21 protein-coding genes are annotated in these 24,588 nt (G+C 59.3%); 14 read left to right on the top strand and 7 right to left on the bottom strand.

Annotation, left to right across the window (positions count from 1 at the left end; genetic code table 11):
* Positions 1 to 49: 49 nt before the first annotated feature.
* A complete protein-coding gene (locus OQ248_RS24785; RefSeq protein WP_265814376.1) occupies positions 50 to 823 on the bottom strand; it encodes a class I SAM-dependent methyltransferase in 774 nt (257 codons plus the stop codon).
* A 157-nt stretch (positions 824 to 980) separates the two neighbouring features.
* On the opposite strand from OQ248_RS24785, the gene OQ248_RS24780 reads away from it, so the two are divergent.
* The 4 genes from OQ248_RS24780 to pncA all read left to right on the top strand — a co-directional run bounded on the left by OQ248_RS24780 (position 981) and on the right by pncA (position 3,495).
* Complete coding sequence (locus OQ248_RS24780) at positions 981 to 1,514, top strand: tetratricopeptide repeat protein (protein ID WP_265814375.1); 534 nt, start codon at positions 981 to 983, stop codon at positions 1,512 to 1,514.
* Positions 1,515 to 1,603: 89 nt separating this feature from the next.
* A complete protein-coding gene (locus OQ248_RS24775; RefSeq protein WP_265815143.1) occupies positions 1,604 to 2,062 on the top strand; it encodes a sigma-70 family RNA polymerase sigma factor in 459 nt (152 codons plus the stop codon).
* Positions 2,059 to 2,817, top strand: coding sequence for a transcriptional regulator (locus OQ248_RS24770; RefSeq protein ID WP_265814374.1), 759 nt, complete (start codon positions 2,059 to 2,061; stop codon positions 2,815 to 2,817). The genes OQ248_RS24775 and OQ248_RS24770 overlap by 4 nt, the downstream gene beginning before the upstream one ends.
* A gap of 51 nt (positions 2,818 to 2,868) precedes the next feature.
* Positions 2,869 to 3,495: a bifunctional nicotinamidase/pyrazinamidase gene (pncA, locus tag OQ248_RS24765; protein ID WP_265814373.1), complete on the top strand. Its 627-nt coding sequence runs from the start codon at positions 2,869 to 2,871 to the stop codon at positions 3,493 to 3,495.
* 39 nt (positions 3,496 to 3,534) lie between these two features.
* Here pncA and OQ248_RS24760 read toward each other — a convergent pair whose 3' ends face one another.
* Positions 3,535 to 4,836: an ATP-binding protein gene (locus tag OQ248_RS24760; protein ID WP_085710000.1), complete on the bottom strand. Its 1,302-nt coding sequence runs from the start codon at positions 4,834 to 4,836 to the stop codon at positions 3,535 to 3,537.
* A gap of 4 nt (positions 4,837 to 4,840) precedes the next feature.
* The gene (locus tag OQ248_RS24755) at positions 4,841 to 5,542 is read right to left on the bottom strand and encodes a response regulator transcription factor (RefSeq protein ID WP_007960391.1); all 702 of its coding nucleotides are present in this window, start codon (positions 5,540 to 5,542) and stop codon (positions 4,841 to 4,843) included.
* Between the two features lie 262 nt (positions 5,543 to 5,804).
* Here OQ248_RS24755 and OQ248_RS24750 point away from each other — a divergent pair, with 262 nt between their 5' ends.
* The 4 genes from OQ248_RS24750 (at position 5,805) to OQ248_RS24735 (ending at position 11,487) form a co-directional block, all read left to right on the top strand.
* Positions 5,805 to 6,962, top strand: a complete 1,158-nt coding sequence (locus OQ248_RS24750; protein ID WP_265814372.1) for an efflux RND transporter periplasmic adaptor subunit — start codon at positions 5,805 to 5,807, stop codon at positions 6,960 to 6,962.
* A gap of 15 nt (positions 6,963 to 6,977) precedes the next feature.
* Positions 6,978 to 10,076, top strand: a complete 3,099-nt coding sequence (locus OQ248_RS24745; protein ID WP_265814371.1) for an efflux RND transporter permease subunit — start codon at positions 6,978 to 6,980, stop codon at positions 10,074 to 10,076.
* A gap of 79 nt (positions 10,077 to 10,155) precedes the next feature.
* A complete protein-coding gene (locus OQ248_RS24740; protein WP_265814370.1) occupies positions 10,156 to 10,797 on the top strand; it encodes a DUF1345 domain-containing protein in 642 nt (213 codons plus the stop codon).
* Positions 10,798 to 10,980: 183 nt separating this feature from the next.
* A complete protein-coding gene (locus OQ248_RS24735) occupies positions 10,981 to 11,487 on the top strand; it encodes a hypothetical protein (RefSeq protein WP_265814369.1) in 507 nt (168 codons plus the stop codon).
* Between the two features lie 76 nt (positions 11,488 to 11,563).
* On the opposite strand, the gene OQ248_RS24730 is transcribed toward OQ248_RS24735, so the two are convergent.
* The 3 genes from OQ248_RS24730 to OQ248_RS24720 form a co-directional block, all read right to left on the bottom strand.
* Positions 11,564 to 13,792, bottom strand: a complete 2,229-nt coding sequence (locus tag OQ248_RS24730) for an autotransporter outer membrane beta-barrel domain-containing protein (protein ID WP_265814368.1) — start codon at positions 13,790 to 13,792, stop codon at positions 11,564 to 11,566.
* A gap of 225 nt (positions 13,793 to 14,017) precedes the next feature.
* Entirely contained in the window at positions 14,018 to 15,994 is a 1,977-nt protein-coding gene (locus OQ248_RS24725) for a hypothetical protein (protein WP_265814367.1), read from the bottom strand.
* An 88-nt stretch (positions 15,995 to 16,082) separates the two neighbouring features.
* The gene (locus tag OQ248_RS24720; protein WP_265814366.1) at positions 16,083 to 16,871 is read right to left on the bottom strand and encodes a hypothetical protein; all 789 of its coding nucleotides are present in this window, start codon (positions 16,869 to 16,871) and stop codon (positions 16,083 to 16,085) included.
* A gap of 202 nt (positions 16,872 to 17,073) precedes the next feature.
* On the opposite strand from OQ248_RS24720, the gene OQ248_RS24715 reads away from it, so the two are divergent.
* From OQ248_RS24715 to OQ248_RS24695, 5 genes are all read left to right on the top strand, one after another.
* Positions 17,074 to 18,099: a LacI family DNA-binding transcriptional regulator gene (locus tag OQ248_RS24715; protein WP_265814365.1), complete on the top strand. Its 1,026-nt coding sequence runs from the start codon at positions 17,074 to 17,076 to the stop codon at positions 18,097 to 18,099.
* Positions 18,100 to 18,163: 64 nt separating this feature from the next.
* Complete coding sequence (locus OQ248_RS24710; RefSeq protein ID WP_265814364.1) at positions 18,164 to 18,946, top strand: AP endonuclease; 783 nt, start codon at positions 18,164 to 18,166, stop codon at positions 18,944 to 18,946.
* The gene (locus OQ248_RS24705; RefSeq protein WP_265814363.1) at positions 18,939 to 19,961 is read left to right on the top strand and encodes a sugar kinase; all 1,023 of its coding nucleotides are present in this window, start codon (positions 18,939 to 18,941) and stop codon (positions 19,959 to 19,961) included. The genes OQ248_RS24710 and OQ248_RS24705 overlap by 8 nt, the downstream gene beginning before the upstream one ends.
* A 58-nt stretch (positions 19,962 to 20,019) precedes the next feature.
* A complete protein-coding gene (locus OQ248_RS24700; RefSeq protein WP_265814362.1) occupies positions 20,020 to 21,318 on the top strand; it encodes an MFS transporter in 1,299 nt (432 codons plus the stop codon).
* A gap of 21 nt (positions 21,319 to 21,339) precedes the next feature.
* Positions 21,340 to 22,317 (top strand): D-glycerate dehydrogenase, encoded by a 978-nt coding sequence (locus OQ248_RS24695; protein ID WP_265814361.1) that lies wholly within the window; start codon positions 21,340 to 21,342, stop codon positions 22,315 to 22,317.
* 156 nt (positions 22,318 to 22,473) lie between these two features.
* Here OQ248_RS24695 and OQ248_RS24690 read toward each other — a convergent pair whose 3' ends face one another.
* Entirely contained in the window at positions 22,474 to 23,661 is a 1,188-nt protein-coding gene (locus OQ248_RS24690; RefSeq protein ID WP_265814360.1) for a pyridoxal phosphate-dependent aminotransferase, read from the bottom strand.
* 180 nt (positions 23,662 to 23,841) lie between these two features.
* On the opposite strand from OQ248_RS24690, the gene OQ248_RS24685 reads away from it, so the two are divergent.
* Positions 23,842 to 24,579 carry a hypothetical protein gene (locus OQ248_RS24685; protein WP_265814359.1) on the top strand — a complete coding sequence of 246 codons (738 nt, stop codon included), beginning with the start codon at positions 23,842 to 23,844 and terminating at the stop codon, positions 24,577 to 24,579.
* Positions 24,580 to 24,588 lie beyond the last annotated feature (9 nt).

The raw sequence follows: 24,588 nt of genomic DNA, 5'->3' as shown, positions 1-24,588 counted from the left end.
CTGAACTATATCAAGGCCTCAGAACGGCGGTTCGGCCAAATGCAGGACTCTAACCGCCCTTCACCGCCACGAACGCGGCAGTCTCGTAGGGCACGGTCATCACATCCCTGCCCCGCAGCTCGGGATCGGACGCAACCAACGCCCGCAGCTGCTCATCGATCCGGGCCCGCTCTGCATCCGGCAGCGCCGCGATGAAACTGGTGGAACGCACCCGGTTGAAAATCACATCTTCCGGCGAGCCGGTATGGCCGTGATGAAAATGCTCGGCCTGCAACGGCCCGAACGCCGGGTGCGGAAACACCTTGCGCCAGGCACCGGTGTAATAGCGCGGCGTGTCGCCTTCCAGGGCGTTGACGATTGCGTCGAGCTTGGGCACCCAGCCGACCTTGGTATCGCGCAGATTCCAGATCAGCCCGAGCTTGCCGCCGGGCTTGAGTACCCGGGCGATTTCGTCCAGCGCCTCGGTGCTGGCGAACCAGTGAAAGGCCTGGGCGCAGACCACGGCATCCACCGAGGCGTCGGGCAATGGCAAATCGGTCGCCATGGCGCTGACGGCCAACACGTCGGGCCAGTTGGCAGACAGTTTTGCCAGCATCTGCGCCACCGGCTCCACGGCAATCACCTGGGCACCGGTCGCCACCAGTCGTCCGGTGAACTTGCCGGTGCCGGCGCCAAGGTCGATAACCGTCTTGTGGCCATCCAGGTCCAGAGTTGCCGTCAGCCATTCAGTAACCGCCGGCGGATAGTCCGGCCGGCCTTTGACGTAGGTTTCGGCGGCAGTCTTGTAACCGGCGGCGGCCGAGTGGTGAACCTGATCTTTCATGGCGCGACTCCCAATGTGGAACGGCGGATCGACGACAGACGACACGAGCATAGCCCGCGACTTTGAGCTTTCCTTGAATGAAACCTGACAAAGCAATGAATAAAACTTCACCTTGCGGTGTTCAACGTGAAACATGACCCACTATGGAGCCTTGCCCATGACTTTCCGTTCCGTTATGTTCGCCGCCCCGTTGCTGATGGCCGCGATGCTGTCCAGCCCTTTGGCCCTGGCCCACGGTGATGAAGACGAGCCGGTGCAGAAACCCAACTGCCCGAAAGGCCAGGTGTACGACAGCAAAACGCAGAAATGCGTGACGCAGACCAGCAGCCTGGTACCGGACGCCGACCGCACCGATTACGCCTATCGCCTGGCCAAGGACGGTCGCTATGAAGAAGCTCTCGCCTTGCTCGACACCCTGAAACAGCCGAACACCGCCAAGGCCCTCAACTATCGCGGTTACGCCACGCGCAAGCTGGGGCGCACCGACGAAGGCATCGGTTATTACCTGCAATCGGTGAAACTGGATCCGCAGTACGCCCAAGTGCGTGAGTATTTGGGCGAGGCCTACGTCATCAAGGGCCGCATCGACCTGGCGCAGGAGCAGTTGCAGCATATCCAGAAGATCTGCGGCACGGGCTGCGAGGAATACCGGGACCTTGCCGAAGCCATCAACGATTCATCGAAAACCTGACACGACACGCGGAGGCGAACATTTTCAGCGATCAGGCCTTCAGAGCCGAACTCGGACAACACCTGGCGCGCCTGTGGCGCTACGGTTTGCTGCTGTCGCGCAACCGGCACGTGGCCGAGGATCTGGTGCAAGCCACCTGCGTACGGGCGCTTGAACGTTCGGGCCAGTACGTGGCCGGCACGCGCATGGACCGCTGGCTGCTGAGCATCCTGCATTCGATCTGGCTCAACGAAGTGCGCGCCCGCCGGGTGCGCCAGGGCCAGGGCGTGGTGGACGCCGACAGCCAGCTCACCTTCGACGGCGAATACGCCGCGCAGACCCACGTGATGGCGACGCAGGTGATTCGCCGCGTCGACGCGCTGCCGGAGACCCAGCGCGAAACGGTCTATCTCGCCTACGTCGAAGGTCTGTCCTATCGCGAAGTCGCCGAGATCCTGCAAGTGCCGATCGGCACCGTCATGAGTCGCCTCGCCACCGCCCGCCCGAAACTGGCCGAATACCCACCGCTGCAAGCAGTACCGAACACCCCCGCAGGAGACCGGCAATGAATACGCCTTCCGACGAGCAACTGGTGGCGTATCTGGACGATGAACTGGACCGCGAACAACGCAGCCTCCTCGACAGCCTCATCGCCGACGATCCGCTGCTCAACCTGCGCGTGCAGTGGTTGAGCCGCAGCAACCTGCCCTATCGCGATGCCTACGACGAATTGGCCCGACAGGCACCGCTCGATCGTTTGCAAGCCCGACTGGATGCCGCGCCCTCCCCGCAGCAGCCCGGATTCAGCCGGCGCTGGTTCATCGGCGCGGCAGCAGCGGGCATGGTACTCGCGGGTGCCGCGGCCGACCGTTTGTTCCTCGGCTGGCAAGCGCAGCAATCGCACAACTGGCGCGAGCGGGTGGGCGATTACATGGCTCTGTATGTACCGCAGACCCTTGAATATCTGGCCACCGACGAAGCCTCGCAACTGGCGCAACTGCGCACGGTTGACGCTCGACTGGGCCTGAGTTTGTCGCCCGCGAAGTTGAAACTGCCTGGTGCGCAGTTCAAACGTGCGCAACTGCTCGAATATGACGGCGTGTCGATTGCGCAGATGACCTGGCTCGACGCCGCCCACGGCCCGCTGGCGCTGTGCGTCACGCGTTCCAACAGCGGCAGCCAGCCGCTGGCCCATGAACGCCGGCACGGGATGAACGTGGTGTACTGGACCGAACGTGAACACGCGTGGATGCTGATCGGGCATAACCCGGCCACCGAGCTGGAAGGTCTGGCAAAAATGTTTAAAGAGCGGCTGAGCACATGAGCCAGCCTGTCACTATGCTTGGCCAGTGATTATCCAGGGAGGAACCCTTACATGCCGATTTCACCGCGTACTGCATTGCTGGTCATCGATGTACAGAACGACTTCACTCCCGGCGGCCAGCTGGCTGTGCCCGAGGGCGACCTGATCGTTCCGTTGATCAACCGCCTTGCCGAACAGTTCAAGCAAGTGGTCATTGCCCAGGACTGGCATCCGGCGGGCCACGCTTCGTTTGCCTCCAGCCATCCCGGCCGCCAGCCCTACGAGGTGATTCAACTGCCGTACGGCGAACAGACCCTCTGGCCGGATCACTGCATTCAGGGCTCACGCGGCGCCGATTTTCATTCGGGACTCAATCTGCCCCACGCTCAACTGATCATCCGCAAGGGCTGCAATCCGGACATCGACAGCTATTCGGCGTTTCTGGAAGCGGACCGCATCACAACCACAGGTCTGGCGGGTTATCTGAAGGAGCGCGGCATCGACACGGTGTACATGGTCGGCCTGGCGCTGGATTTCTGCGTGATGTTCTCCGCGCTGGATGCGCGGGCGGCGGGGTTCAATACCTTTGTGGTGCTGGACGCCTGTCGGGCGATCGATATGAATGGATCACTGGCCTCGGCGATCGAACGGATGCAAGTGGCCGGGGTCGGGCTGATTCAATCCACTGAATTGCTCTGATCACCGATCGCTCCCGCGCCATGCGCGGGAGCGATTGAATCAAGCCGGGGTCGGCAACCAAAGCCTGAACCGCGCCCCACCCAACGGCGAACTTTCCACCGTCAACGTCCCGCCCTGCGCTTCCAGCGCCCTCCGACTGATCGCCAGTCCCAGACCAAACCCGCCGGTCGCTCGATCACGGCTGCGATCCAGTCGATAGAACGGCTCGAAAATCCGCTCCCGCTCGTCTTCCGGAATGCCGATGCCATCGTCATCCACCCAGATTTCACAGCCCTTCGGGCAGACCTGCACGCCGATCTGAATGCGCTTCTCGCAATAGCGCATGGCGTTGCGCAGCAGGTTCTGAATCGCGCGAGCCGTCAGGCGTGGATCTAGGGAAAAACGCTCCAGCTGATTGTGCAGCAACACATCGATGACAATTTCCGGAGACTCCAGTTCTTCGTCGACGCTGCCCAGAATGCTGTCGATGAACTCGTCCAGCGACACTTCGACCTGCTCCGGCAAGCGAGCCGGGTTTTGCAGGCGACTGTAGGACAGCAACTCCAGCACCAGCTCATCCAGTTCACGAATGTGCGCGACCAGACCTTGCAGGCGTTCACGACTGGTTTGCGGCAAATCATCGGACAACGCCAGCGCCAGGCCGAAATCCAGTCGGGTCAGTGGTGTACGCAGTTCGTGAGACACAGCGTTGAGCAGATCACGCTGCTGATTGAGCAGGTTTTCAATGTCGCCGGCCATGGTGTCGAACACATTGGCCAGACTGCCGATGTTCGAACTCGAGCCGATTTGCGTACGTTCGCTCAAATGGCCTTTGCCGAAGCGCTCGGCGGTGCCCTTCAGGCGCTCAAGATCACGCCAGTGCGGCCGCAGCCAGAGCAGCAGGCACGCCAGCAAACTCGCACCGATCAGAACGTTGATGCTCCAGTACAGCAAGTTCACGTCCATCGGATCCGGCGGCACCACCATTTGCACGGCGACCTGGTCGTTCAGCGGCGTCACCGCCAGGGTGCGCCAGCCCCAGTCACCGATACGCACGACGTTTTCGCCACGACGCAGGCGCTCTTGTTCAATCGGGGTGAAGTCGGCGTTATCGATGCGGGCGAGGACGATGTGCAGCGGCTGGAAATCCTTGTCCATCGACGCGGCAACCGCCGGCCACTGATCCTGCGGCACCGCGCGAAACTGCTTGGTGATCAGCGATTGCAGGCCTCGGGAATAGTCGAGGTTGTAAGTCACGAAGCGATCCCTGAACGCCATCACCACCAGATCCGGCACCAGATAGATTGCCGCGCTGTAGGAAACGATCGTCACCAGATAAAGGCGAAACAGGATTCTGAACATCGACTCAGCATTCCCACTCGGAACGGCTGAACAGATAACCCTTGCCCCACACGGTCTTGATCTTGCGCGCCTCGCCGGCGTGATCATCGAACTTGCGTCGCAGCTTGGAGATCGCCACGTCCACCGAGCGGTCGGTGCCGTTGAACTCGATGCCGCGCAGGCGTTGCAGGATCTGGTCGCGACTCAGCACTTCACCGGCATGACGGGCCAGCACCACCAGCAGGTTGTACTCGCCACTGGACAGCTCGACCGGTTGCTCGCGCCAGGTCACGGTGCGTTCGGACAGATCGATACACAGATTGCCCATCAGGATGCGGTCGTTGGCAGTCATCGGCTCGCCCAGGCTGCTGCGGCGCAGCAAGGTGCGCACCCGCGCCAGCAGGACTCGTGGCTCGCAGGGTTTGGTGACGTAATCGTCGGCGCCCATTTCCAGGCCCAGCACCTGATCGTGACTGTCGTCGCGGGCAGTGAGCATCAAGATCGGCAGCGTCGCCGAGTCTGCGCGCAACAGGCGACAGACCTGCAAGCCATCGAGGCCTGGCAGCATCAGGTCGAGAATCACCAGATCCGGCGGATTGAGCCGCGCCCGTTCGCGCACATGGTCGCCCCGGCCGATCACACTGACGGAGTAACCGTTGCGCTCCAGGTAGCTGGAAATCAGTTCGGCGAGGGCGGTGTCGTCTTCGACCAGGAGGATGTTGGGCATTGATGATCCAGAAAGTGCTGTGGCGACTCATCATCCGCTATCGCGAGCAGGCTCGCTCCCACAAGGGACTGTATTCCAAATGTGGGAGCGAGCCTGCTCTCGATGCTTTATCTGTCGCAATAAATTTCAAGGCGTAAAGGATATACGCCCTCACTCGTCCCTGAGCAAAACCCTTACACAATTTCACACAGCGCCTACAAAGCTTCACCGCTACCCTCGGCGACTGTCCGTAGGATGCGCAGATCAATATTGGGGGTTGTACATGTCGAAGAATCTGCTGGCCGGGCTCGGCCTGATCGCATTGGCGCTGACGCTGAGTGCCTGTGGTAAATCCTCAAGCACCGAGGAACAGGCACCGCCGGCCACCGTGCGGGTCGAAACCCTTGAGGCACGCCCCCTGTCGATCAGCAGCGAACTGAGCGGGCGCATTGCCGCGCCACGCATCGCCGAAGTCCGCGCCCGGGTCGCCGGTGTGGTGCTGCAACGCACCTATCGCGAAGGCAGCGACGTGAAAAAGGGCGACGTCCTGTTCCGCATTGACCCGGCACCGTTCAAGGCCGACCTGGACAGCGCCGAAGCCGCCCTGCGCAAGGCCGAAGCCAACGCGTTCCAGGCAAAACTGCAGGAACAGCGCTATGCCCAGTTGATCGACGACAAGGCCATCAGCGCTCAGGACTACGACAACGCCCGCGCCAACGCCCGGCAGACCGCCGCCGACGTCGCCGCCAACAAGGCTGCCGTCGAACGAGCGAAGCTGAACCTCGGTTACGCCACCGTCACCGCGCCGATCTCCGGCCGTGTCGGTCGCGCACTGGTAACCGAAGGTGCATTGGTCGGCCAGAATGAAACCACGCCCATGGCGCTGATCCAGCAACTGAACCCGATCCACGCCGACCTCACCCAGTCGACCCGTGAATTGAATGAGCTGCGCCGCGCCTTCCGTTCCGGCCAGTTGCAGCAGGTCGGTCAGGATCAGGTCAAGGCCACGCTGATCCAGGACGACGGCAGCCTCTATCCGCTACCGGGCAAGTTGCTGTTCAGCGACATCACGGTCGATCCGGGCACCGGTCAGATCGTTCTGCGCAGCGAATTCCCCAACCCGGACCTTGATCTGCTGCCCGGCAGCTACGTTCGCGTGCGTCTGGAACAAGGCGTGATCCAGCATGGCCTGACCGTGCCGCAACGTGCGGTGCAACGCGACAGCGCCGGTGTGGCGCAAGTGCTGACCGTTGACGATCAGATGCGCGTCGCCCAGCAACCGGTGCAGCTTGGCGCAGTACAGAACGACCGCTGGATCGTTACCGGTGGCCTGAAGGCCGGCGACCGCATTGTCATCGAAGGCCTGCAACACGCCCGTCCGGGCGAAGTGGTGCAGATCGACGACACCCCTCTTCCACTTGCCCAGACCTCTGGTCAGTAAGCAGGACGCTCTTCTATGCCGCAGTTCTTTATCGACCGCCCGGTGTTCGCCTGGGTCGTCGCGTTGTTCATCCTGTTGGCCGGTGCGCTGGCCATCCCGCAATTGCCGGTGGCGCAATACCCCGACGTTGCGCCGCCGCAGATCGAAATCTACGCCGTGTACCCGGGCGCCTCGGCGCAGACCGTCGACGAAAGCGTGGTCAGCCTGATCGAGGAAGAGCTCAACGGCGCCGATCACCTGCTGTATTTCGAATCGCAGAGCAGCCTCGGCAGCGCCACGATCAAGGCGACGTTCCAGCCGGGCACCAACCCGGAACTGGCGCAGGTCGATGTGCAGAACCGCCTCAAGGTGGTCGAGTCGCGCCTGCCGCAAGCGGTCAACCAGCAAGGCTTGCAGGTGGAGAAAGTCTCCGCCGGTTTCCTGCTGCTGATCACCCTGACCTCCAGCGACGGCAAGCTCGATGACGTGGCGCTCAGCGATTATCTGGCGCGCAACGTGATGAACGAGATCAAGCGCATCGACGGCGTCGGCAAGGCTCAGCTGTACGGCGCCGAGCGGGCGATGCGGATCTGGGTCGATCCGCAGAAGCTGATCGGTTTCAATCTGACGCCGGCTGACGTCAACGCCGCCATCGTCGCGCAGAACGCACAGGTCTCGGCGGGGAGCATCGGCGATCTGCCGAACCCGGGCACTCAGGAAATTACCGCGACGATTCTGGTCAAGGGACAACTGTCGACGCCGGAAGAGTTCGCCGACATCGTGCTCAAGGCCAACCCCGACGGCTCCACCGTGCGCATCAAGGATGTGGCACGGGTCGAGATCGGCAGTCAGGAATACCAGTTCGGCACCCGCCTGAACGGCAAGCCGTCCACCGCCGTCGGCGTACAACTGTCGCCGGGCGCCAACGCCCTCAGCACCGCGACGCTGATCCGGGCGAAGATGGACGAGCTGTCGCGCTACTTCCCGACCGGCGTGGAATACAAGATCCCCTATGACACTTCGCCGTTCGTGAAGGTCTCGATCACCAAAGTGGTCTATACCCTCGGCGAAGCCATGCTGCTGGTGTTCGCGGTGATGTTCCTGTTCCTGCAGAACATCCGCTATACGCTGATCCCGACACTGGTGGTGCCGGTGGCGTTGATGGGCACCTTCGCGACCATGCTCGCGCTGGGCTTCTCGATCAACGTGCTGACCATGTTCGGCATGGTATTGGCCATCGGCATTCTGGTGGACGACGCCATCGTGGTGGTGGAGAACGTCGAGCGGATCATGGCCACCGAAGGCCTGTCGCCCAAAGAGGCGACGCGCAAGGCGATGCGGCAGATTACCGGCGCAATCATCGGCATCACGCTGGTGTTGGTGGCGGTGTTCATTCCGATGGCGTTCATGCAAGGTTCGGTGGGCGTCATCTACCGGCAATTCTCGCTGTCGATGGCTACCTCGATTCTGTTCTCGGCCTTCCTTGCCCTGACCTTGACCCCGGCACTCTGCGCGACATTGCTCAAGCCGATCGCCAAGGGTGAGCATCACGAGAAGACCGGGTTCTTCGGCTGGTTCAACCGCCGCTTCGAACAACTGACCGATCGCTATCAGGGCTGGGTCGGCTACGCGCTGAAACGCACCGGGCGTTATCTGCTGATTTACGTTGTGCTGCTGGTGGGTCTGGGCCTGTGCTTCGCACGCCTGCCCTCCTCGTTCCTGCCGGTCGAGGATCAGGGTTACACCATCACCGACATTCAGCTGCCGCCAGGCGCGACCAAGAATCGTACCGTGCAGGTTGCCGAGCAGCTCGAAGCGCACAACAGTGGCGAACCGGGCATCAGTGACAGCGTGGTGATTCTGGGTTTCAGTTTCTCCGGCAGCGGGCAGAACGCCGCACTGGCGTTCACCACGCTCAAGGACTGGTCGCATCGCGGCAGCGACGACTCGGCCAGCTCCATTGCCGAGCGCGCCAACATCGCCCTGAGTCAGATCAAGGACGCAATGGCATTTTCGGTACTGCCGCCGCCGGTTGACGGTCTCGGCACCTCCAGCGGTTTCGAATTCCGCTTGCAGGATCGCGGCGGGCTCGGCCATGCAACCCTGATGGAGGCGCGCACCCAACTGCTGGAAGCCGCCGAGAAAAGCCCGATCCTGATGAATGTGCGTGAAAGTGCCCTGGCCGAAGCGCCGCAAGTGCAGCTGGAAGTGGACCGCAAGCAGGCCAACGCGCTGGGCATTTCCTTCGCCGACGTCGGTAACGTGCTGTCCACCGCCATCGGTTCTTCGTACGTCAACGACTTCCCCAACCAGGGGCGGATGCAACGGGTGGTGGTGCAGGCCGAAGGCGACCGTCGCAGTCAGGTCGACGACCTGCTGAAGATGCACGTACGCAACGACGCCGGGAAAATGGTGCCGCTGTCGGCATTTGTCCGAGCAACATGGACCCAAGGCCCGGCCCAGCTGACCCGCTACAACGGCTACCCGGCTATCTCGATTTCCGGCGAGCCGAAACCCGGCCACAGCACCGGTGAAGCGATGGCGGAAATCGAACGGCTGGTGGCCCAAGGGCCGAAAGGCATGGGGCAGGAATGGACCGGTCTGTCGCTGCAGGAACGTTTGTCCGGCAGTCAGGCACCGATCCTGCTCGGGTTGTCGCTGCTGATCGTGTTCCTGTGTCTGGCGGCGTTGTACGAGAGCTGGTCGATTCCGACTTCCGTGCTGCTGGTGGTGCCGCTCGGTGTGCTCGGTGCAGTGCTGGCGGTGACCTTGCGCGGGATGCCCAACGATGTGTTCTTCAAGGTCGGTCTGATCACCATCATCGGCCTGTCGGCGAAGAACGCGATCCTGATCATCGAGTTCGCCAAGAGCCTGTATGACGAAGGTCACGATCTGATTGACGCCACGTTGCAAGCGGCACGCCTGCGGTTGCGGCCGATTGTCATGACCTCGCTGGCGTTCATTCTGGGCGTGGTGCCGTTGGCGATTGCCACGGGCGCGAGTTCGGCGAGTCAGCAGGCGATTGGCACCGGGGTGATTGGCGGGATGATTACAGCGACTCTGGCGGTGATCTTCGTGCCGGTGTTCTTCGTTGTCGTGATCAAGCTTGTGCGCCGGTTCACCAAACCTGATTGATTGAGCGCTCCCGGCGCGGTGGCCACAGGTCGCCGCGCTGGGCTAAGGTGTCTGAACCACCCTGGCCCGTCGAGTCCCCATGCGCTTTCTCGCCCGCACCCACCCTCGCCTCTCCGCTGCTGCGTTGCTCGGCCTTGCCGCAGGTCTTTTGGCCCCGGCGGAATCTGTCATCAGCAAAATCCTCATTGGCTGGAACGCCGGGGTCTGGACTTACCTGATCCTGATGCTTTGGCTGACCATCCGCGCCAAAGCGCCGGACGTCAAACGCATTGCCGAAGTCGAGGATGAAAATGCCGGGCTGGTGCTGTTTGTCGTCTGCATTGCGGCGTTGGCGAGCCTGGCGACCATTACCGTCGAGCTGGCTGGCAGCAAGGATCTGGAAAACACCCGCAAACTCTTGCACTACGGTTTTACCGCGTTGACCGTGATCGGTTCGTGGCTGCTGATCGGGGTGATTTTCTGCGTGCATTACGCCCGGCTGTTTTACACCTGGGACGGCAAGGAGCCGGCGCTGCGCTTTGCCGAAGGCCTGACGACGCCCAATTACTGGGACTTTCTGTACTTCTCGTTCACCATCGGCGTGGCGGTTCAGACGGCGGATGTCGGCGTGGCTACGCGGGAGATCCGCAAGATCGTGCTGGCGCAGTCGTTGATCGGGTTTGTGTTCAATACGGCGATTCTGGGGTTTTCGATCAATATTGCGGCGGGGTTGTTTGGCTAAAAGCTGTTTTTTACCCATCATTGGTCAACAGGTAGCCCTCATTAAACATTCACACAAAAAGCGTGCTGTACACCTGTCAACTCTGACAGTTTACAGAGCTGTCTACTTGGCATCTGATGGGCTATCCCGCCTGCTGTTTCAAATGGCGAGATATCACTTGTCATGACAGCGGAGACTGTATCAATGAACGCATTAGCGAAAGTGGCACAACAAACTGTGATGGTGGGAACATGTAAAGGAACAATCAACGGTTCAGAGACTTTTGATGCGGGCCTGGTGGTGCTTTCAAAAGCAACTTATCCCCTGCCGCACGGCGAAGCACACGTCATGCAGGCCACCGAGCGAGGGCCGGCACCGGATTTCAAGACAAAGGAACTGAAAGTGTCTTTTTCGGTGGACAAGCCGGATGGCTCTTATGGATTGTTCCCAGATGCCAACTCTGTCCGAGTGGTATACGTGGATAGTTCGGATAAGGACAAACCGGTTGCTTATACACAGCGTCAAGGTATCGCGAACGTTGCTTTCGACTCACAGCAATCGAATTTCAGCGGCGACGTCGCCATCACACTTGAAAACCTGGACGATGACACCCCAAAGACCGTCAATCTGAAATTCAATTTTGAGGCAATTCCTAACCCACCACAGAGACGAATTCCTCGCCGTCCTGCGTCCCTTAAAGGTCCTTGCTAATCGAGTAGCAGCCATCGGCACGTTAAAACGAAAGGGAGGCCAACGCGCCTCCCTTTCATATCGGCTGACACGGCTGTCAAAACGCGTATCGCAGGCCAAGTGTCAATCCTGCTGGCTGACGGAAGTTCTTGCCGTCGCTGTATTCATAGTCCGCATGCATCTGCAGCTTGTCCGTCACTGAAGCGGCGACCCCTGCCCCGAACATTCCGCGCGCGCCGGAGAGATCGTTCTTGAACACGTTGTCATTGACTTTCACTTCATTGTTTTTGGCGAACTCATATGCACCGCCCACCCGAACGTAAGGCTGAACCTCAACGTTATTGTTCAGCTTGAAATTGCGACCCGCAGTCACACCTGCTTCACCCAACAAAGAGCGTGCGCGTCCGCCATCGGCCTGCAGGTCGTTGTCCAGCGAAAAGCTTTTGCCCTGAATGACCACCGCCGACCATTTGGTGAACGGTTCAACGAAGTAACCCTCTTCAAGCTTGATGTGTCGACCGAACTCCACCGACCCGCCTACGCCCGTGTTGCCGTAGTCGCCTTTGGCGCGGCCACCATCGCTCAAACCAACCTTGGCTTCGTTGCTGAACCGGTTGACTTTCAGGACGGCATCCACGTAGTAACCACTTTTCGGCGCCATCCAGGTCGCGTAGGCACCGCCGTAGACACTCTTGACGGTGCCAGACGTGCCAGCATCCAGATTGAGATCGGAATCACTTTGTCCGCCCATAATCCCGACTACCCAGTCTTCTGCCACCGCAGCATCGGCACCGAGGGTGAATCCGCGCTGAGTTTGCTCATAGCCCACACCTGAGCCGTCGGCAACTTGAAACTTGTTGCCATAGGTAATTCCCCATGCTCCGGACCGGCCAGGGTTGTAGCGCAACTCGCCCATCCGGGTGCGCAGCGACTTCAGCTCACCATACCAGGTGGGTAACGGAGTATTGAACAATGCCAACACCGACCGAGCTCCCGGGCTGACAATGCGTGTGCTCGGATCAAGAATCCAGTCATTGCCACTCTTGGCCAACGCATAGGAGTAAGCCCCTTGGTCGGTCACATTGCCCGACAACGAAAACTCTGCGGATCCACCATTGGTTTTGACTACGGTGACTGGCTGACCAGCAGCCGGCTCAGTGCCACTGCTGGAGATGAGCAGTTGGTGAGTACCGCTGGCCGTCCCTGTGACGTTCAACACATCGGTCTGACCGGTCGCCAGATTGGTCGCCATAATGAACCGGCCATTGCCCGACAGATCGGTAACGTTCAACTGATAGAAGGCATCATCTGCTCCGAACTTCACCGAACCGCCATTGAGCTCGAGCTTTCCGACCTGGCTGTTATCCACCAGCACCCACTGCGAGGTGTCGTTGATCGTTGCGCTGGCAACATTTTCGAGACGGCCGGTCAAGATGGAGTTGTTTTGCAACGTCAGTCCGGTCGTGCTGCCGGCTTCTGTCACGATGTTGCCCTTCAACGTGCTGCTGTTGACGGTCATCGAGACATCCGCCCCCCCCTTGACCTCAAGCAACGTGTCATTGCTTGCGAGCAATCTGGAATGGGTCAGGGTCAAGGTGGCGGTCGATGTACCGGCGTTGTCGAAATCCACCACGATGGCGGAACCGTTTTTGCCCTGTACGGTGGTGTTGTCCAGATTCAAGGTTGCCGGTGCAACGCCGGTCAGATCCAGATCAATGAAGACACCGTTTTGACCGCCGGTAATCGTGCTGTTTTTTGCGACGCCATTGGCGCTTTGCAGCCAGAGGCCATATCCCGTGGCGGCGGTGCCTTCCAGTGTCGAGTCGGTGATATTGACCAGGCTGTGGGAGGTTGCGAAGGCTCCGGCATCAACGCCTTTGATATCGCTGTTGCTCGTGACATTGACTGTAGAACCATCTTGCGTGCCAAAGAAACGCAAGACCGACAAGCCGAAGACATCCCCGTTGACCGTGCTGTTGTTGACGTTGCCCAGACTCGAAACTAGCTGCAACCCCGACTGTCCCGCCGTGCCAGTGACAGTGGCGCCGTTCAGGCTCACCGTCGAGTTGTTCGAGACGCTTATTCCCTGGGTGCTGCTTCCGGAATTGACATTCACCGCCGAGTTATCGGCACTGATCGTCAGTGTCTGGGCATTATTGACATTCAAAGTAGCGTTCTGGCTGAGAAACCAGCTTTCAATGGCATCCCCCGTGTTGACCGTCGCGGTTCCCCCCACCACAGGTGCAGCGCTGGCAAAAGGAGAAATCACCAACAAGGGCAAGCACAGGTTTCTGATCGGGAAGTGATGGAGTGAACGAAAGTGCATACGGGCCACCTGCTTCGAAAAAGAATGATCGAGTACTACGAGATGCCGTCATCTCGTTTTTGAAGGGGCGCAAGACTACCGAGCAACTACGTTTTTTTATGTAGGACTTATCCTTTTCTCGCTGGCGATAAATCGCCCGGTATGGACGATCAGACTTCGTTGCGCATTCAAACACTCAGGGGGCATGAAATCGAATTCATACCCCCCGAGAGCGTGAAGACACGATCAAGGAAGCGGATTGGCGACTTCGCAATAGTCGCCATTGTTATCCTCCAGGAATACAAAGTGGACGGCAGGCTCGGACTCTGGTGTAACAGTCGAAATCGTGTAAAACAGTTTTCCGTATCCGTCCGACACAGGCTTCAGCTCCTTCAAGTAATCACCGATGAAGAACTCCATACCGGTTGCAGGTGCAGGATTTGGAACTGGGAGTGTGACCGATACTTTTGTTCCCGCAATCGGGTTACTCGTGTTCTGATCAGTGAAGCCTTCCCAGGTCAATTCCACGTCGCGCCCGGTCACCATTGAAGGACTGAAAGGAACCAAAACTTTCAGATTTCGTCGACTTGTACCATCTCCAGGCGGTACGAAGTTCAGTGTCGGACAAGAGATATTGTCAAAGATGAGACCGTCGACCACGGGTTTCGGCAAGTCGATCTTGGTGATATCGACATCAACGTCTTCATCCAATGAAGAAACCGGGTTGGGGCCCTGCACTTCGAAGAGCGTCCATTTTATCGGAATGGTCCCGTTTGGCTTCAGTTCAATGAGGGACCATGGAACTTCGGCCATCTTGATATCCTTGCCTTCATCTCCCGGCGACAAATAATAATCAGGCGTGAGCGCTACACCGTCATAAAAACACCTGATGAATTGACCGGATGCCGCCGGGGGTGTGGCTAACAGCTCAACGAAGATATCCGCATTGTTGCCGTGGTCGTTATCGTCCAGCTTATTGTCGACACCTTGAGAAGACACCAATCGAGGCTTTTTAAAGTTCGGATTGACGTCACTGGGTTCGTCGGGATTCGGGCCGCCAGGCTGGTAGATATTGACCTTGAAAGACGTACTGTGTGTTGCAATGGGCGCGAGGACTCCTTGTCGAAACATTTCATATCTTGCGGTTGTTGGGACATCGACATCCGTCACGCCGTATTCAGCCTTGATGACTGAGTAATCCACGTCAAAAACCAATAACGTGTTGTTACCAACAGGTTTCTCAGGAACAAGCAGGGTATTCCCCCAATAACACCTGATGGAATCAGTCGGTGTGCTGGGCAGTGGCACTGTAACTTCGACGGTCACCCCGGTTACACAGTCCGCAACGTCAATCAGGTCGTCCCCTCCTGTTCCATCTGCCAGCGGAACAACAGGTTCCAGGGGAACAGGCGGGGCCAAACGTTCGACGGTACGCTGCTCGGGTTTGGAGCGAAGACTGATGTTGCCTGCCAAGTCCTTGTATATGACGGTTATTGTATTCAATCCTTCATTCAGGCCCTGAAGGATGGCGAGCGGGATGTTGATGATACCGGTCGCAGGTATCGCTACGTTGGTCATGACTGGTGTGGCATACGCCGGATCAGACGGATTGCCAAAGTAGATATCACAAACGTCTGTTGGGTCATAGTTGGCAGCCAGAGTGATTGTGATGTCGATACCGTTTGGGTGTAGACCCAGATAGGTATCGTCAATTTTTTGCGAAGGTGGCAGGTCTGTGGGAAATGAGATCGCAGACGGCGAAAGATTGGACGGTGGGTTTTTGACTCGGTAGGGGGCTGTCCTGTCGATGCGGTATTCAGTGCTGGCGGGCGGACTCGGGTTGGCACCATTGGCAATAAACTCGTAAATCAATTCGTAAACAGTGGGCGCCTCCGGAGTTGGCAATTCCTTGAGTTCAGCTACCGGAATAAAAAACTCCTTGGACCAATCGCGGTCCGCAATGGGTCCCAGCGGGTGTCCCGTCATAAGCGGAATTTTAGTCGGATTACCTTGTACCACTATGTAAACGGTCAGCAGATCCCGGGGAAACTCCTGGGGTGGCTGAGGAATTGTATAGCCCAAAGGTGCGTTAAGTTTCGAAACCAGAATACGTCCATCACCGGGAATCTGCCCATCAATCGTCGCGCCATCCAGTAAAACAATGCCGCCACCCTGCAGCGAAACTTGTTGGGCCATTGCTGTATTTGTCACTTTTGTGTTCATGCCATGATCTCCATCTCTCTTACATAAAAGCACCTCGCCCACTCGCCGTGAAAGTCGGTGCATAGGGGTAAACCTGGTTCCAACACAATCAAGGACCGCACGGTTGAGTTGAACCCGCCGGATATCGATCAATCTTTACTACCCCATCCAGAGAAGAGCCAAGCAACTTCGGACCACGATAGATTGAGTACTTGGCCTTGGCCGAAGCGTTTTTCTCCATAGGTTTAATGTGAGGCACATACGGTTGTACCGTGACAGTGAACCCGAGGGCGATTTCCTGGTTGGTCAATATTGGCTTGTCGATTTTTTTATAGGTCCCCGGAATAACCGCTCCGCTGGCATTCGGACTTAAATAACCAAACCACTCGACAGTGCAAGTATCCCCAATCCTGCAAAACGTTGGCAGTGGTGGAACTTCAACTTCCACTCCAAACCAGATCGCGGGCTGAGTATCACAGTGGAACTGTCCCCAAATGTCTGCCTTGGGAAAACCTGGCCGCATGAGATCTACGGGAACCGGCGTATGGTCAATGGTCAAGGACCGAACTATAGACGGATGTGGGTTACCTACATAGTTAAGCGTCTCGTAGGAAAGCTGTACGTCACCGTCATTGACCAAATACTGAGGCCCGATGTGAATAATGATCTCGGGCAAGGTAATCGGTGTTGTGTATTGAGTTGTAGATTTGAATTCTTCGATGCCATTTCGAGTAAGCCGGACGATAAGCGTGTCCTGATTACCGGCAGGTGACTGTTGTGGCCAAACTGGAATAACGACATTCATGCCGTTCTTCAAGAGATCAGACGGGATCAAAACATCGTTATCGGACATTCCTTGTATTTTGGGAGCGTCGTAAACCAGAATGTTGTTGGACATGGTCATTTCCCATCGATTGCCAAGCCTGCGCTGGAATCAATTAGGCGCCAGTTCTCGGTATCGGCCTACTGTCAGATCTGACAGGTAAAACTACCGTCTGTCAGATTTCTTCTGACCACTCGCTGAATATCCCGGTTGACGTAGCGCGGCTGATGAGGTTTCCTGAAACCGGTTTCATGACATAAAAACAAGGCCCACCTACATGAACGATTTCTCCGCCGCCCAGCGCAGCCGCGTGACCATGCTCGACGTCGCCGAGCACGCTGGCGTGTCCAAGGCCAGCGTTTCGCGCTTTATCGGCGATGACCGTGCCCTGCTCTCCGATGCCATTGCGCAGCGCATCGAGCAGTCCATTGCCGAACTTGGCTATCGCCCCAATCAGATGGCCCGAGGCTTGAAGCGTGGTCGCACCCGCCTGATCGGCATGCTGGTGGCCGATATCCGCAACCCTTATTCGATTGCCGTGATGCACGGGGTGGAAACCGCCTGCCGCCAGCACGGCTATAGCCTGGTGGTGTGCAACACCGACCGCGATGACGAGCAGGAACGCCAGCACCTGGCGCTGTTGCGCTCGTACAACATCGAAGGGCTGATCGTGAACACCCTGGGCCATCACCGGGATGAACTGGATGAGTTGAAGCGGGAAATGCCGCTGGTGCTGGTGGATCGCAAGGTCGACGGGCTCGACAGCGACATGGTCGGGCTGAACAACCCGCAAGCCATTGAGATGGCTCTGGAACATCTTCAGCAGCGTGGCTATCGCGATGTACTACTGGTGACTGAACCTTACGACGGCACCAGTTCACGGATCGAGCGGGTCAGCAGTTTTCAGCAGCAGATTGGCCAGCGCAAAGACATGCGTGGCGCGGTGCTGGAAACCGGTCCAAGCCTTGCGAACGACCTTCAAACCTTTTTGAACACACCAGATTCGGGCCCGAAAGCCCTGTTCTGCGCCAATGGCGTGGCAGCGCTGGCTTGCACCTTGGCCTTGCGCGAGATTGGCTGCCGGCTGTTCGAGGATGTCGGGCTGATCGCGCTGGATGATCTGGATTGGTATCCGTTAGTGGGTAGCGGGATTACTGCCCTCGCCCAGCCAACCGCCGAGATTGGGGCACAGGCATTTGAATGCTTGCTCAAGCGTTTACGTGGGAATGATGAAGCGGCGCGAACCGTGGATTTTGCTCCGGTGCTGGTCGAGCGTGGTTCGACGTGCAGTAAGGCGGAATAAGGCCCTACGGGGCCACCCAAATTTTTTTGAACAAAAATGAAACCGGTTTCAGAGGTAGATAACAATGAATAAACCTGCCATTTCCATCAGCCTGTCCAGCTACGGCGCCGACCTGGTTCGTCGTCGTGGCCAAGGCTCGTTCATCGAGGTGCTGGCCACTGCCGGCGCCAATCGCATCGAATGGCGCGAAGAGCTGCTGACCAACGAAGTCCCCGGACAACTCGCCGTTGCCACACAAGCTCAAGGCCTGCAAAGCATCTACTCCTCGCCCACCGAGCTGTGGCTGGCCGGTCAGTCGCGGCCCAATCCCGAACTCATCACTGCACTGCAAAACGCCGAAGCGTTCGGTTCGAAGTGGCTGAAGGTTTCCCTTGGTTTCTTCACCGACAACAACGATCTGCAGACGCTGGCGCAAATCCTTGCGCAAAGCCCGGTGCAACTGCTGGTGGAGAACGACCAGACCCTGCACGGTGGTCGCATCGAACCGTTCCAGTGTTTCTTCGCCGCCGTCGAGCAGCACAACCTGCCAATCAAGATGACCTTCGATATCGGCAACTGGCAGTGGCAAGACCAGTCCGCCGCCAGCGCCGCACGACTGCTGGGCCGGCATGTCGGGTACGTGCATTGCAAAGCCGTGGCACGCCGCGCCGACGGCAAATTGATAGCCGTACCGCCCGCCGCCACTGACCTGCATCTGTGGGAACAACTGCTGCGGCACATGGCCCAAGGGGTCATGCGCGCCGCCGAATACCCGTTGCAGGGCGATGACCTGGTGCAACTCACTACCGAACACGTCGCCGCCCTCGCCCGCCTCGGCCAATCCTGCCTGGAGCCTGCTCATGTCTGAGATCGATATTCTGTCGTTCGGCGAAACCATGGCGATGTTTGTCGCCGAACAATGCGGTGATCTGGCATTTGTCGACCAGTTCCACAGGCGGATTGCCGGGGCGGACAGCAATGTCGCCATCGGATTGTCGCGCCTGGGCTTCAACGTTGCGTGGTTGAGCCGGGTTGGCGCTGACTCGCTGGGTCGTTTCGTGGTCGAAACGCTGCATCGGGAAGGTCTGGATTGCAGCCATGTCGAAGTTGACCCGGCGCACCCGACCGGTTTCCAGCTCAAATCCCGCAACGATGACGGCAGCGATCCGACGGTCGAATATTTCCGTCGTGGCTCGGCAGCCAGTCACCTGTCGCCGCAGTCGATCACCCCGACACTGCTCGGCGCCCGACATCTGCACGCCACCGGCATTCCCCCGGCGCTGTCCGCCTCGGCCCGGGAAATGTCCCGTGAACTGATGACCCGCATGCGCAACGCCGGGCGCAGCGTGTCATTCGACCCGAACCTGCGCCCGAGCCTGTGGGCCAGCGAACGGGAGATGATCACCGAGATCAACCGCCTCGCCGCCCTCGCCCACTGGGTGCTGCCGGGGTTGAGCGAAGGCCGGTTGCTGACCGGGTTTGAAGATCCGGCGGATATTGCTGCGTTCTATCTCGATCAGGGTGCCGAAGCCGTGGCAATCAAGCTCGGGCCGCAGGGCGCGTATTACCGCACGCATCTGGATCAGGGGTTTGTCGCCGGGGTGCCGGTCGAGACTGTGGTCGATACGGTCGGCGCCGGGGACGGATTTGCGGTGGGGATGATCAGTGCCCTGCTGGAGCACCTGAGTTTTCCCGAAGCCGTCAGACGCGCCAACTGGATTGGCAGCCGGGCGGTGCAGAGCCGTGGCGACATGGAAGGACTGCCGACCCGATCCGAACTCACCGCTGAATTCGAGGCCGCCATCGCTGGCAAGCCAGCTCCCACAAGTCTTGTGTACGCCACGGACACTGTGGGAGCGAGCTTGCTCGCGAAGGGCGCGTAACAGACGCAACAATTTTTGAACCTGCTGCGACAAAAACAACAAGCTCAGGAGCAAGACCATGAAAACCGCAACCCTCGCCACCCGCCGCTGGTGGTACATCATGCCGATCGTGTTCATCACCTACAGCCTGGCGTACCTCGACCGTGCCAACTACGGCTTCGCCGCCGCCTCCGGAATGGCCGCAGACCTGATGATCACCCCGGGCCTGTCCTCGCTGCTTGGCGCGCTGTTCTTCCTCGGGTACTTTTTCTTCCAGGTGCCCGGCGCGATCTACGCGCAAAAGCACAGCGTCAAGAAGCTGATCTTCGTCAGCCTGATCCTCTGGGGCGGGCTTGCCACGTTGACCGGCGTCGTCTCCAACGCCTATTGGCTGATCGTCATCCGCTTCATGCTCGGCGTGGTCGAAGCCGCGGTGATGCCGGCAATGCTGGTGTACCTGTGCCACTGGTTCACCCGCGCCGAACGCTCGAGGGCCAACACCTTCCTGATCCTCGGCAACCCGGTGACCATGTTGTGGATGTCGGTGGTTTCGGGCTATCTCGTGCAGCATTTCAGCTGGCGCTGGATGTTCATCATCGAAGGGCTGCCGGCGGTTCTCTGGGCGTTTATCTGGTGGAAGCTCGCCGATGATCGTCCGGCCCAGGCCAAGTGGCTCAGCGACCGGGAAAAGCACGATCTTGAGAGCGCCCTCGCCGCCGAACAGGTCGGCATCAAAGCGGTGAAGAACTACGCCGAAGCCTTCCGTTCGCCGAAGGTGATCATTCTGGCGCTGCAATTCTTCTGCTGGAGCATCGGCGTCTACGGCTTCGTGCTGTGGTTGCCGTCAATCCTCAAGGCCGGCGCGCAAATGGACATGATCGAGGCCGGCTGGCTGTCGGCGTTGCCTTATCTCGCGGCAGTGATCGGCATGCTGCTGGTGTCCTGGGGCTCGGACAAACTGCAAAAACGCAAACGCTTCGTCTGGCCGCCACTTCTGATTGCCTCGGTGGCGTTCTACGGCTCCTACGCCTTGGGCGCCGAGCATTTCTGGTGGTCGTACACGCTGCTGGTGATCGCCGGCGCCTGCATGTACGCACCTTACGGCCCGTTCTTCGCCATCGTCCCGGAGATCCTGCCGGCCAACGTTGCCGGTGGCGCCATGGCGCTGATCAACAGCATGGGCGCCCTCGGTTCGTTTGGCGGCTCGTATCTGGTCGGTTACCTGAACAGCGCCACCGGTTCGCCCGGCGCTTCGTACCTGTTGATGAGTGGCGCGTTGCTGCTCTCCGTGGTGCTGACGATTTTTCTCAAGCCCGGCGCCAGCGACCGGGTGACGGCCAAGCGCGTCGCACCGCGTCCGCTGCCGGCCCATTCCTGAATTGATAGAGAGATGACTGCAATGAAAAAGCAGGTTGTGCTGTACAAGAAACTGTCGCCGGCGTTGATGGCGCGCCTTGAGGAACAGGTCGATGTGACGCTGATCGACAGCCTCGACGCCACCGGCCTGATGAAACTGCGCGACGCCCTGCCCGGCGCCCACGGGTTGCTCGGTGCCAGCCTGAAACTGGATGCGGCGCTGCTCGATCTGGCGCCGAAGCTTGAAGCGATTTCCAGCGTCTCGGTGGGCGTCGACAACTACGACATCGACTACCTGACCCGGCGCCGGATTCTGCTGACCAACACCCCGGACGTGCTCACCGAAACCACCGCCGACACCGGTTTCGCCCTGATCCTGGCCACCGCCCGGCGCGTGGTTGAACTGGCGAACATGGTGCGCGGCGGCCACTGGCACCGCAGCATCGGCCCGGCGCATTTCGGCACCGACGTGCACGGCAAGACGCTGGGCATCATCGGCATGGGTCGGATCGGCGAGGCGTTGGCGCAGCGCGGGCATTTCGGATTTGGCATGCCGGTGATCTATCACAGTCAGTCGCGCAAACCGGCAGTCGAAGCGCGTTTCGATGCGCAGTACCGCAGTCTGGAGGAACTGCTGCGGCAGGCGGATTTCATTTGCCTCACGTTGCCACTGACCGCACAGACCGAGGGTTTGATTGGCGCCGAGCAGTTTGCACTAATGCGCCCGGAAAGCATCTTCATCAACATCTCCAGAGGCAAGGTAGTGGATGAGGCAGCGATGATCGACACCTTGCGCCATAACCGGATTCGCGCGGCGGGGCTGGATGTGTTCGAGCGTGAACCGTTGAATCACGACTCGCCGTTGTTGCAGTTGAACAACGTGGTGGCGACACCGCACATGGGGTCGGCGACCCATGAAACGCGCGAGGCCATGGCGCGGTGTGCGGTGGAGAATCTGTTGGCGGCGCTGGGTGGGGAGAGGCCGATGAATCTGGTGAATTCATCAGCTTGGCAAGGCTGAAATCTTCAGCGCCTGTCAGGTCGTCTTCGCGGGCAAGTCGAATCGTCGCACCGCCGCTCCCACAGGTTTTCTGGCGTGCACAGATTTTGTGGACGACACGGCCACTGTGGGAGCTGGCTTGCCAGCGATGGGGCCGGTCAAGGTAATACACATTTTTCAGGCGCTGCGCACTTGCAGAAGCTGCGCAGCGCACAAGGCAATCCGCGAACACGCATCCGCCAGCTTCACCCGATCCACCACCAGCCCGATGCGAATATGCCCCGCCGCACTGGGCCCGAACGCTTCACCGGCCAGCACCGAAACCCCATACCCTTCCAGCAGCCGTTCGGCAAAACCCTGCGCGCCGATCCCGGTCTGGCGCACATCGACCATCACGAACATCCCGCCATCCGGCCTGATCGGGTACAAACCCGGACAGCCGCGCAACCGCTCGCACACCAGATCCCGGCGCAACCGGTATTCCTCGCGCATCTGCGTCACCTCCGGCAAATCCTTCTCCAGCGCGATCTGTGCGGCTTTCTGCACAAAGTCCGGGAGACCGAACAGCATGCTCAACGACAGATTCACCAGATGCTCGGCCAACGGCTTGGGCCCGATCATCCAGCCGATGCGCCACCCGGTCATGGCGTGGGATTTGGACAAGCTGTTGATGGTCGCCGTGCGCTCGGCCATGCCCGGCAGGCTCGCCGGGCTGACGTGCTCGCCTTCGTATAACAATTCGCTGTAGACCTCATCGCTGATCAGCCACAGGTCATGACGGATGCACAGCGCTGCCAGCTCCTGCCAGATCAGCAACGACAGACTGGCGCCGGAAGGATTGTTGGGACTGTTGAGCAGCATGGCCCGAGTCTTCGGGGTGATGCGCGCCGCGACATCCACCGGATCGACACGAAAGCCGTTTTCCGGACGAACCGGCACTGGCACCACGGTCGCGCCGCAAGCGCCAAACACGCCTTCGTAGGTAACGTACATGGGCTCGGCGACGATGACTTCATCGCCCGGATCGAGCAGACATTGCGCCACCGAATACACCGCGCATTGCGCGCCCGGCAGCACAATCACATGGTCAGCGTCCACGTCCTGGCCGCTTTTTCGCCGATGGCGCTCGGCGATCCGCTTGCGCAGCTCCAGGCGGCCGCGCACTTCGGAATAATGGGTATCGCCCGCCAACAGGCTGTCGATGGCGCCGTGGATGATCGGCAACGGCGTATCGAAATCCGGATCACCCACCGACAGCAGCAATACATCGACCCCTTCGGCGCGCAGCTCCAGCGCTCGGTCGTGAATCCGCCAGGCCGCTGCTCCCTCCCCGGCGATTCGTTGGGTCAAGGCTGAATAGCGCATGTACGTCTCCTGATTGCGCGGTCTCCAGCCTTCACCCTATCTCAAATCAAGAAACGCGCCACTTTCCGGCGCTGCTACCTGTCAGGTTTGACAGTATCGAGGAATCTCGCGCAGCAGTTTAATTGCCCCTGAGTCTGTGATGCCCAGAAACCACAGGCCGCACTTTCCGGAGATAAGGATATGGCTACGATTCAGGCGTTGAAAATCACTCACGCACTTCCCAGTTCGGGTCCGTCGAACGCCCCGGTCTATCCACAGATCAATCTGCTGCCAAACTGGGCCAGACTGTTTGACCTATGGCTGGAAGTACCTCGTCCGTGGCCGGGCTCCGCAGTGGGTGGGCAGACGGACGTGGTTCAACTGTGGTTCAAGCCACCTGGCGGAATCTGGCAGGTGGTCGGACAGTGGCAGTTCCCTGGCCTGATCACATTCCCTCTGAAACTGACAATGCCGCAGCAGTACCTGACAGTTGGCGTCAGCGAAGTTCGAATCACAGTGATCACAGACGACGGGACGCAGCACGAGTCAGAACCGACAATAATCACCATTGAAGATCGCGTACCGCTTGATGGCGCAACGCCGGACGAACCGATAGTGCCGGAAGAAACGACTATCGGCGCCGGGGTCACCACCGAATATCTCAACAAACACTGCAACGTCGTTCAGATCGGGATTCCGGGGCATTCCGGATATATACACGGTGACACTGTCAGAATCTTTTTCGGCCCGCCCAATGCACCCGTAGTGATGGAAGTGCTGATCAACCACCTCGAAGGAGAGACAATCGTGCCATTACCGGGCTGGATCTTCGTGAATATCGGTAATGGCGTTTACCTGTTGCATTATCGGATCGTGAGCCGTGCTGGCGTCTCGTCGCAGGAGTCGATGGCGAAATTTATCAGGGTTGATATCAATTGACCTGAACCG

The organism is Pseudomonas sp. COW5 (assembly GCF_026240005.1).
In the GTDB taxonomy this organism is placed as follows: domain Bacteria; phylum Pseudomonadota; class Gammaproteobacteria; order Pseudomonadales; family Pseudomonadaceae; genus Aquipseudomonas; species Aquipseudomonas kribbensis.
The sequence above is the reverse complement of the archived record's forward strand: the minus strand, read 5'-3'. Positions and strand labels throughout refer to the sequence as shown.

What these genes read in the sequence shown, in the direction of transcription:
- OQ248_RS24785 (WP_265814376.1), bottom strand. Translation starts at nt 823, where the DNA reads ATGAAAGATCAGGTTCACCACTCGGCCGCCGCCGGTTACAAGACTGCC.
- OQ248_RS24780 (WP_265814375.1), top strand. Translation starts at nt 981, where the DNA reads ATGACTTTCCGTTCCGTTATGTTCGCCGCCCCGTTGCTGATGGCCGCG.
- OQ248_RS24770 (WP_265814374.1), top strand. Translation starts at nt 2,059, where the DNA reads ATGAATACGCCTTCCGACGAGCAACTGGTGGCGTATCTGGACGATGAA.
- pncA (WP_265814373.1), top strand. Translation starts at nt 2,869, where the DNA reads ATGCCGATTTCACCGCGTACTGCATTGCTGGTCATCGATGTACAGAAC.
- OQ248_RS24760 (WP_085710000.1), bottom strand. Translation starts at nt 4,836, where the DNA reads ATGTTCAGAATCCTGTTTCGCCTTTATCTGGTGACGATCGTTTCCTAC.
- OQ248_RS24755 (WP_007960391.1), bottom strand. Translation starts at nt 5,542, where the DNA reads ATGCCCAACATCCTCCTGGTCGAAGACGACACCGCCCTCGCCGAACTG.
- OQ248_RS24750 (WP_265814372.1), top strand. Translation starts at nt 5,805, where the DNA reads ATGTCGAAGAATCTGCTGGCCGGGCTCGGCCTGATCGCATTGGCGCTG.
- OQ248_RS24745 (WP_265814371.1), top strand. Translation starts at nt 6,978, where the DNA reads ATGCCGCAGTTCTTTATCGACCGCCCGGTGTTCGCCTGGGTCGTCGCG.
- OQ248_RS24740 (WP_265814370.1), top strand. Translation starts at nt 10,156, where the DNA reads ATGCGCTTTCTCGCCCGCACCCACCCTCGCCTCTCCGCTGCTGCGTTG.
- OQ248_RS24735 (WP_265814369.1), top strand. Translation starts at nt 10,981, where the DNA reads ATGAACGCATTAGCGAAAGTGGCACAACAAACTGTGATGGTGGGAACA.
- OQ248_RS24730 (WP_265814368.1), bottom strand. Translation starts at nt 13,792, where the DNA reads ATGCACTTTCGTTCACTCCATCACTTCCCGATCAGAAACCTGTGCTTG.
- OQ248_RS24725 (WP_265814367.1), bottom strand. Translation starts at nt 15,994, where the DNA reads ATGAACACAAAAGTGACAAATACAGCAATGGCCCAACAAGTTTCGCTG.
- OQ248_RS24720 (WP_265814366.1), bottom strand. Translation starts at nt 16,871, where the DNA reads ATGTCCAACAACATTCTGGTTTACGACGCTCCCAAAATACAAGGAATG.
- OQ248_RS24715 (WP_265814365.1), top strand. Translation starts at nt 17,074, where the DNA reads ATGAACGATTTCTCCGCCGCCCAGCGCAGCCGCGTGACCATGCTCGAC.
- OQ248_RS24710 (WP_265814364.1), top strand. Translation starts at nt 18,164, where the DNA reads ATGAATAAACCTGCCATTTCCATCAGCCTGTCCAGCTACGGCGCCGAC.
- OQ248_RS24705 (WP_265814363.1), top strand. Translation starts at nt 18,939, where the DNA reads ATGTCTGAGATCGATATTCTGTCGTTCGGCGAAACCATGGCGATGTTT.
- OQ248_RS24700 (WP_265814362.1), top strand. Translation starts at nt 20,020, where the DNA reads ATGAAAACCGCAACCCTCGCCACCCGCCGCTGGTGGTACATCATGCCG.
- OQ248_RS24695 (WP_265814361.1), top strand. Translation starts at nt 21,340, where the DNA reads ATGAAAAAGCAGGTTGTGCTGTACAAGAAACTGTCGCCGGCGTTGATG.
- OQ248_RS24690 (WP_265814360.1), bottom strand. Translation starts at nt 23,661, where the DNA reads ATGCGCTATTCAGCCTTGACCCAACGAATCGCCGGGGAGGGAGCAGCG.
- OQ248_RS24685 (WP_265814359.1), top strand. Translation starts at nt 23,842, where the DNA reads ATGGCTACGATTCAGGCGTTGAAAATCACTCACGCACTTCCCAGTTCG.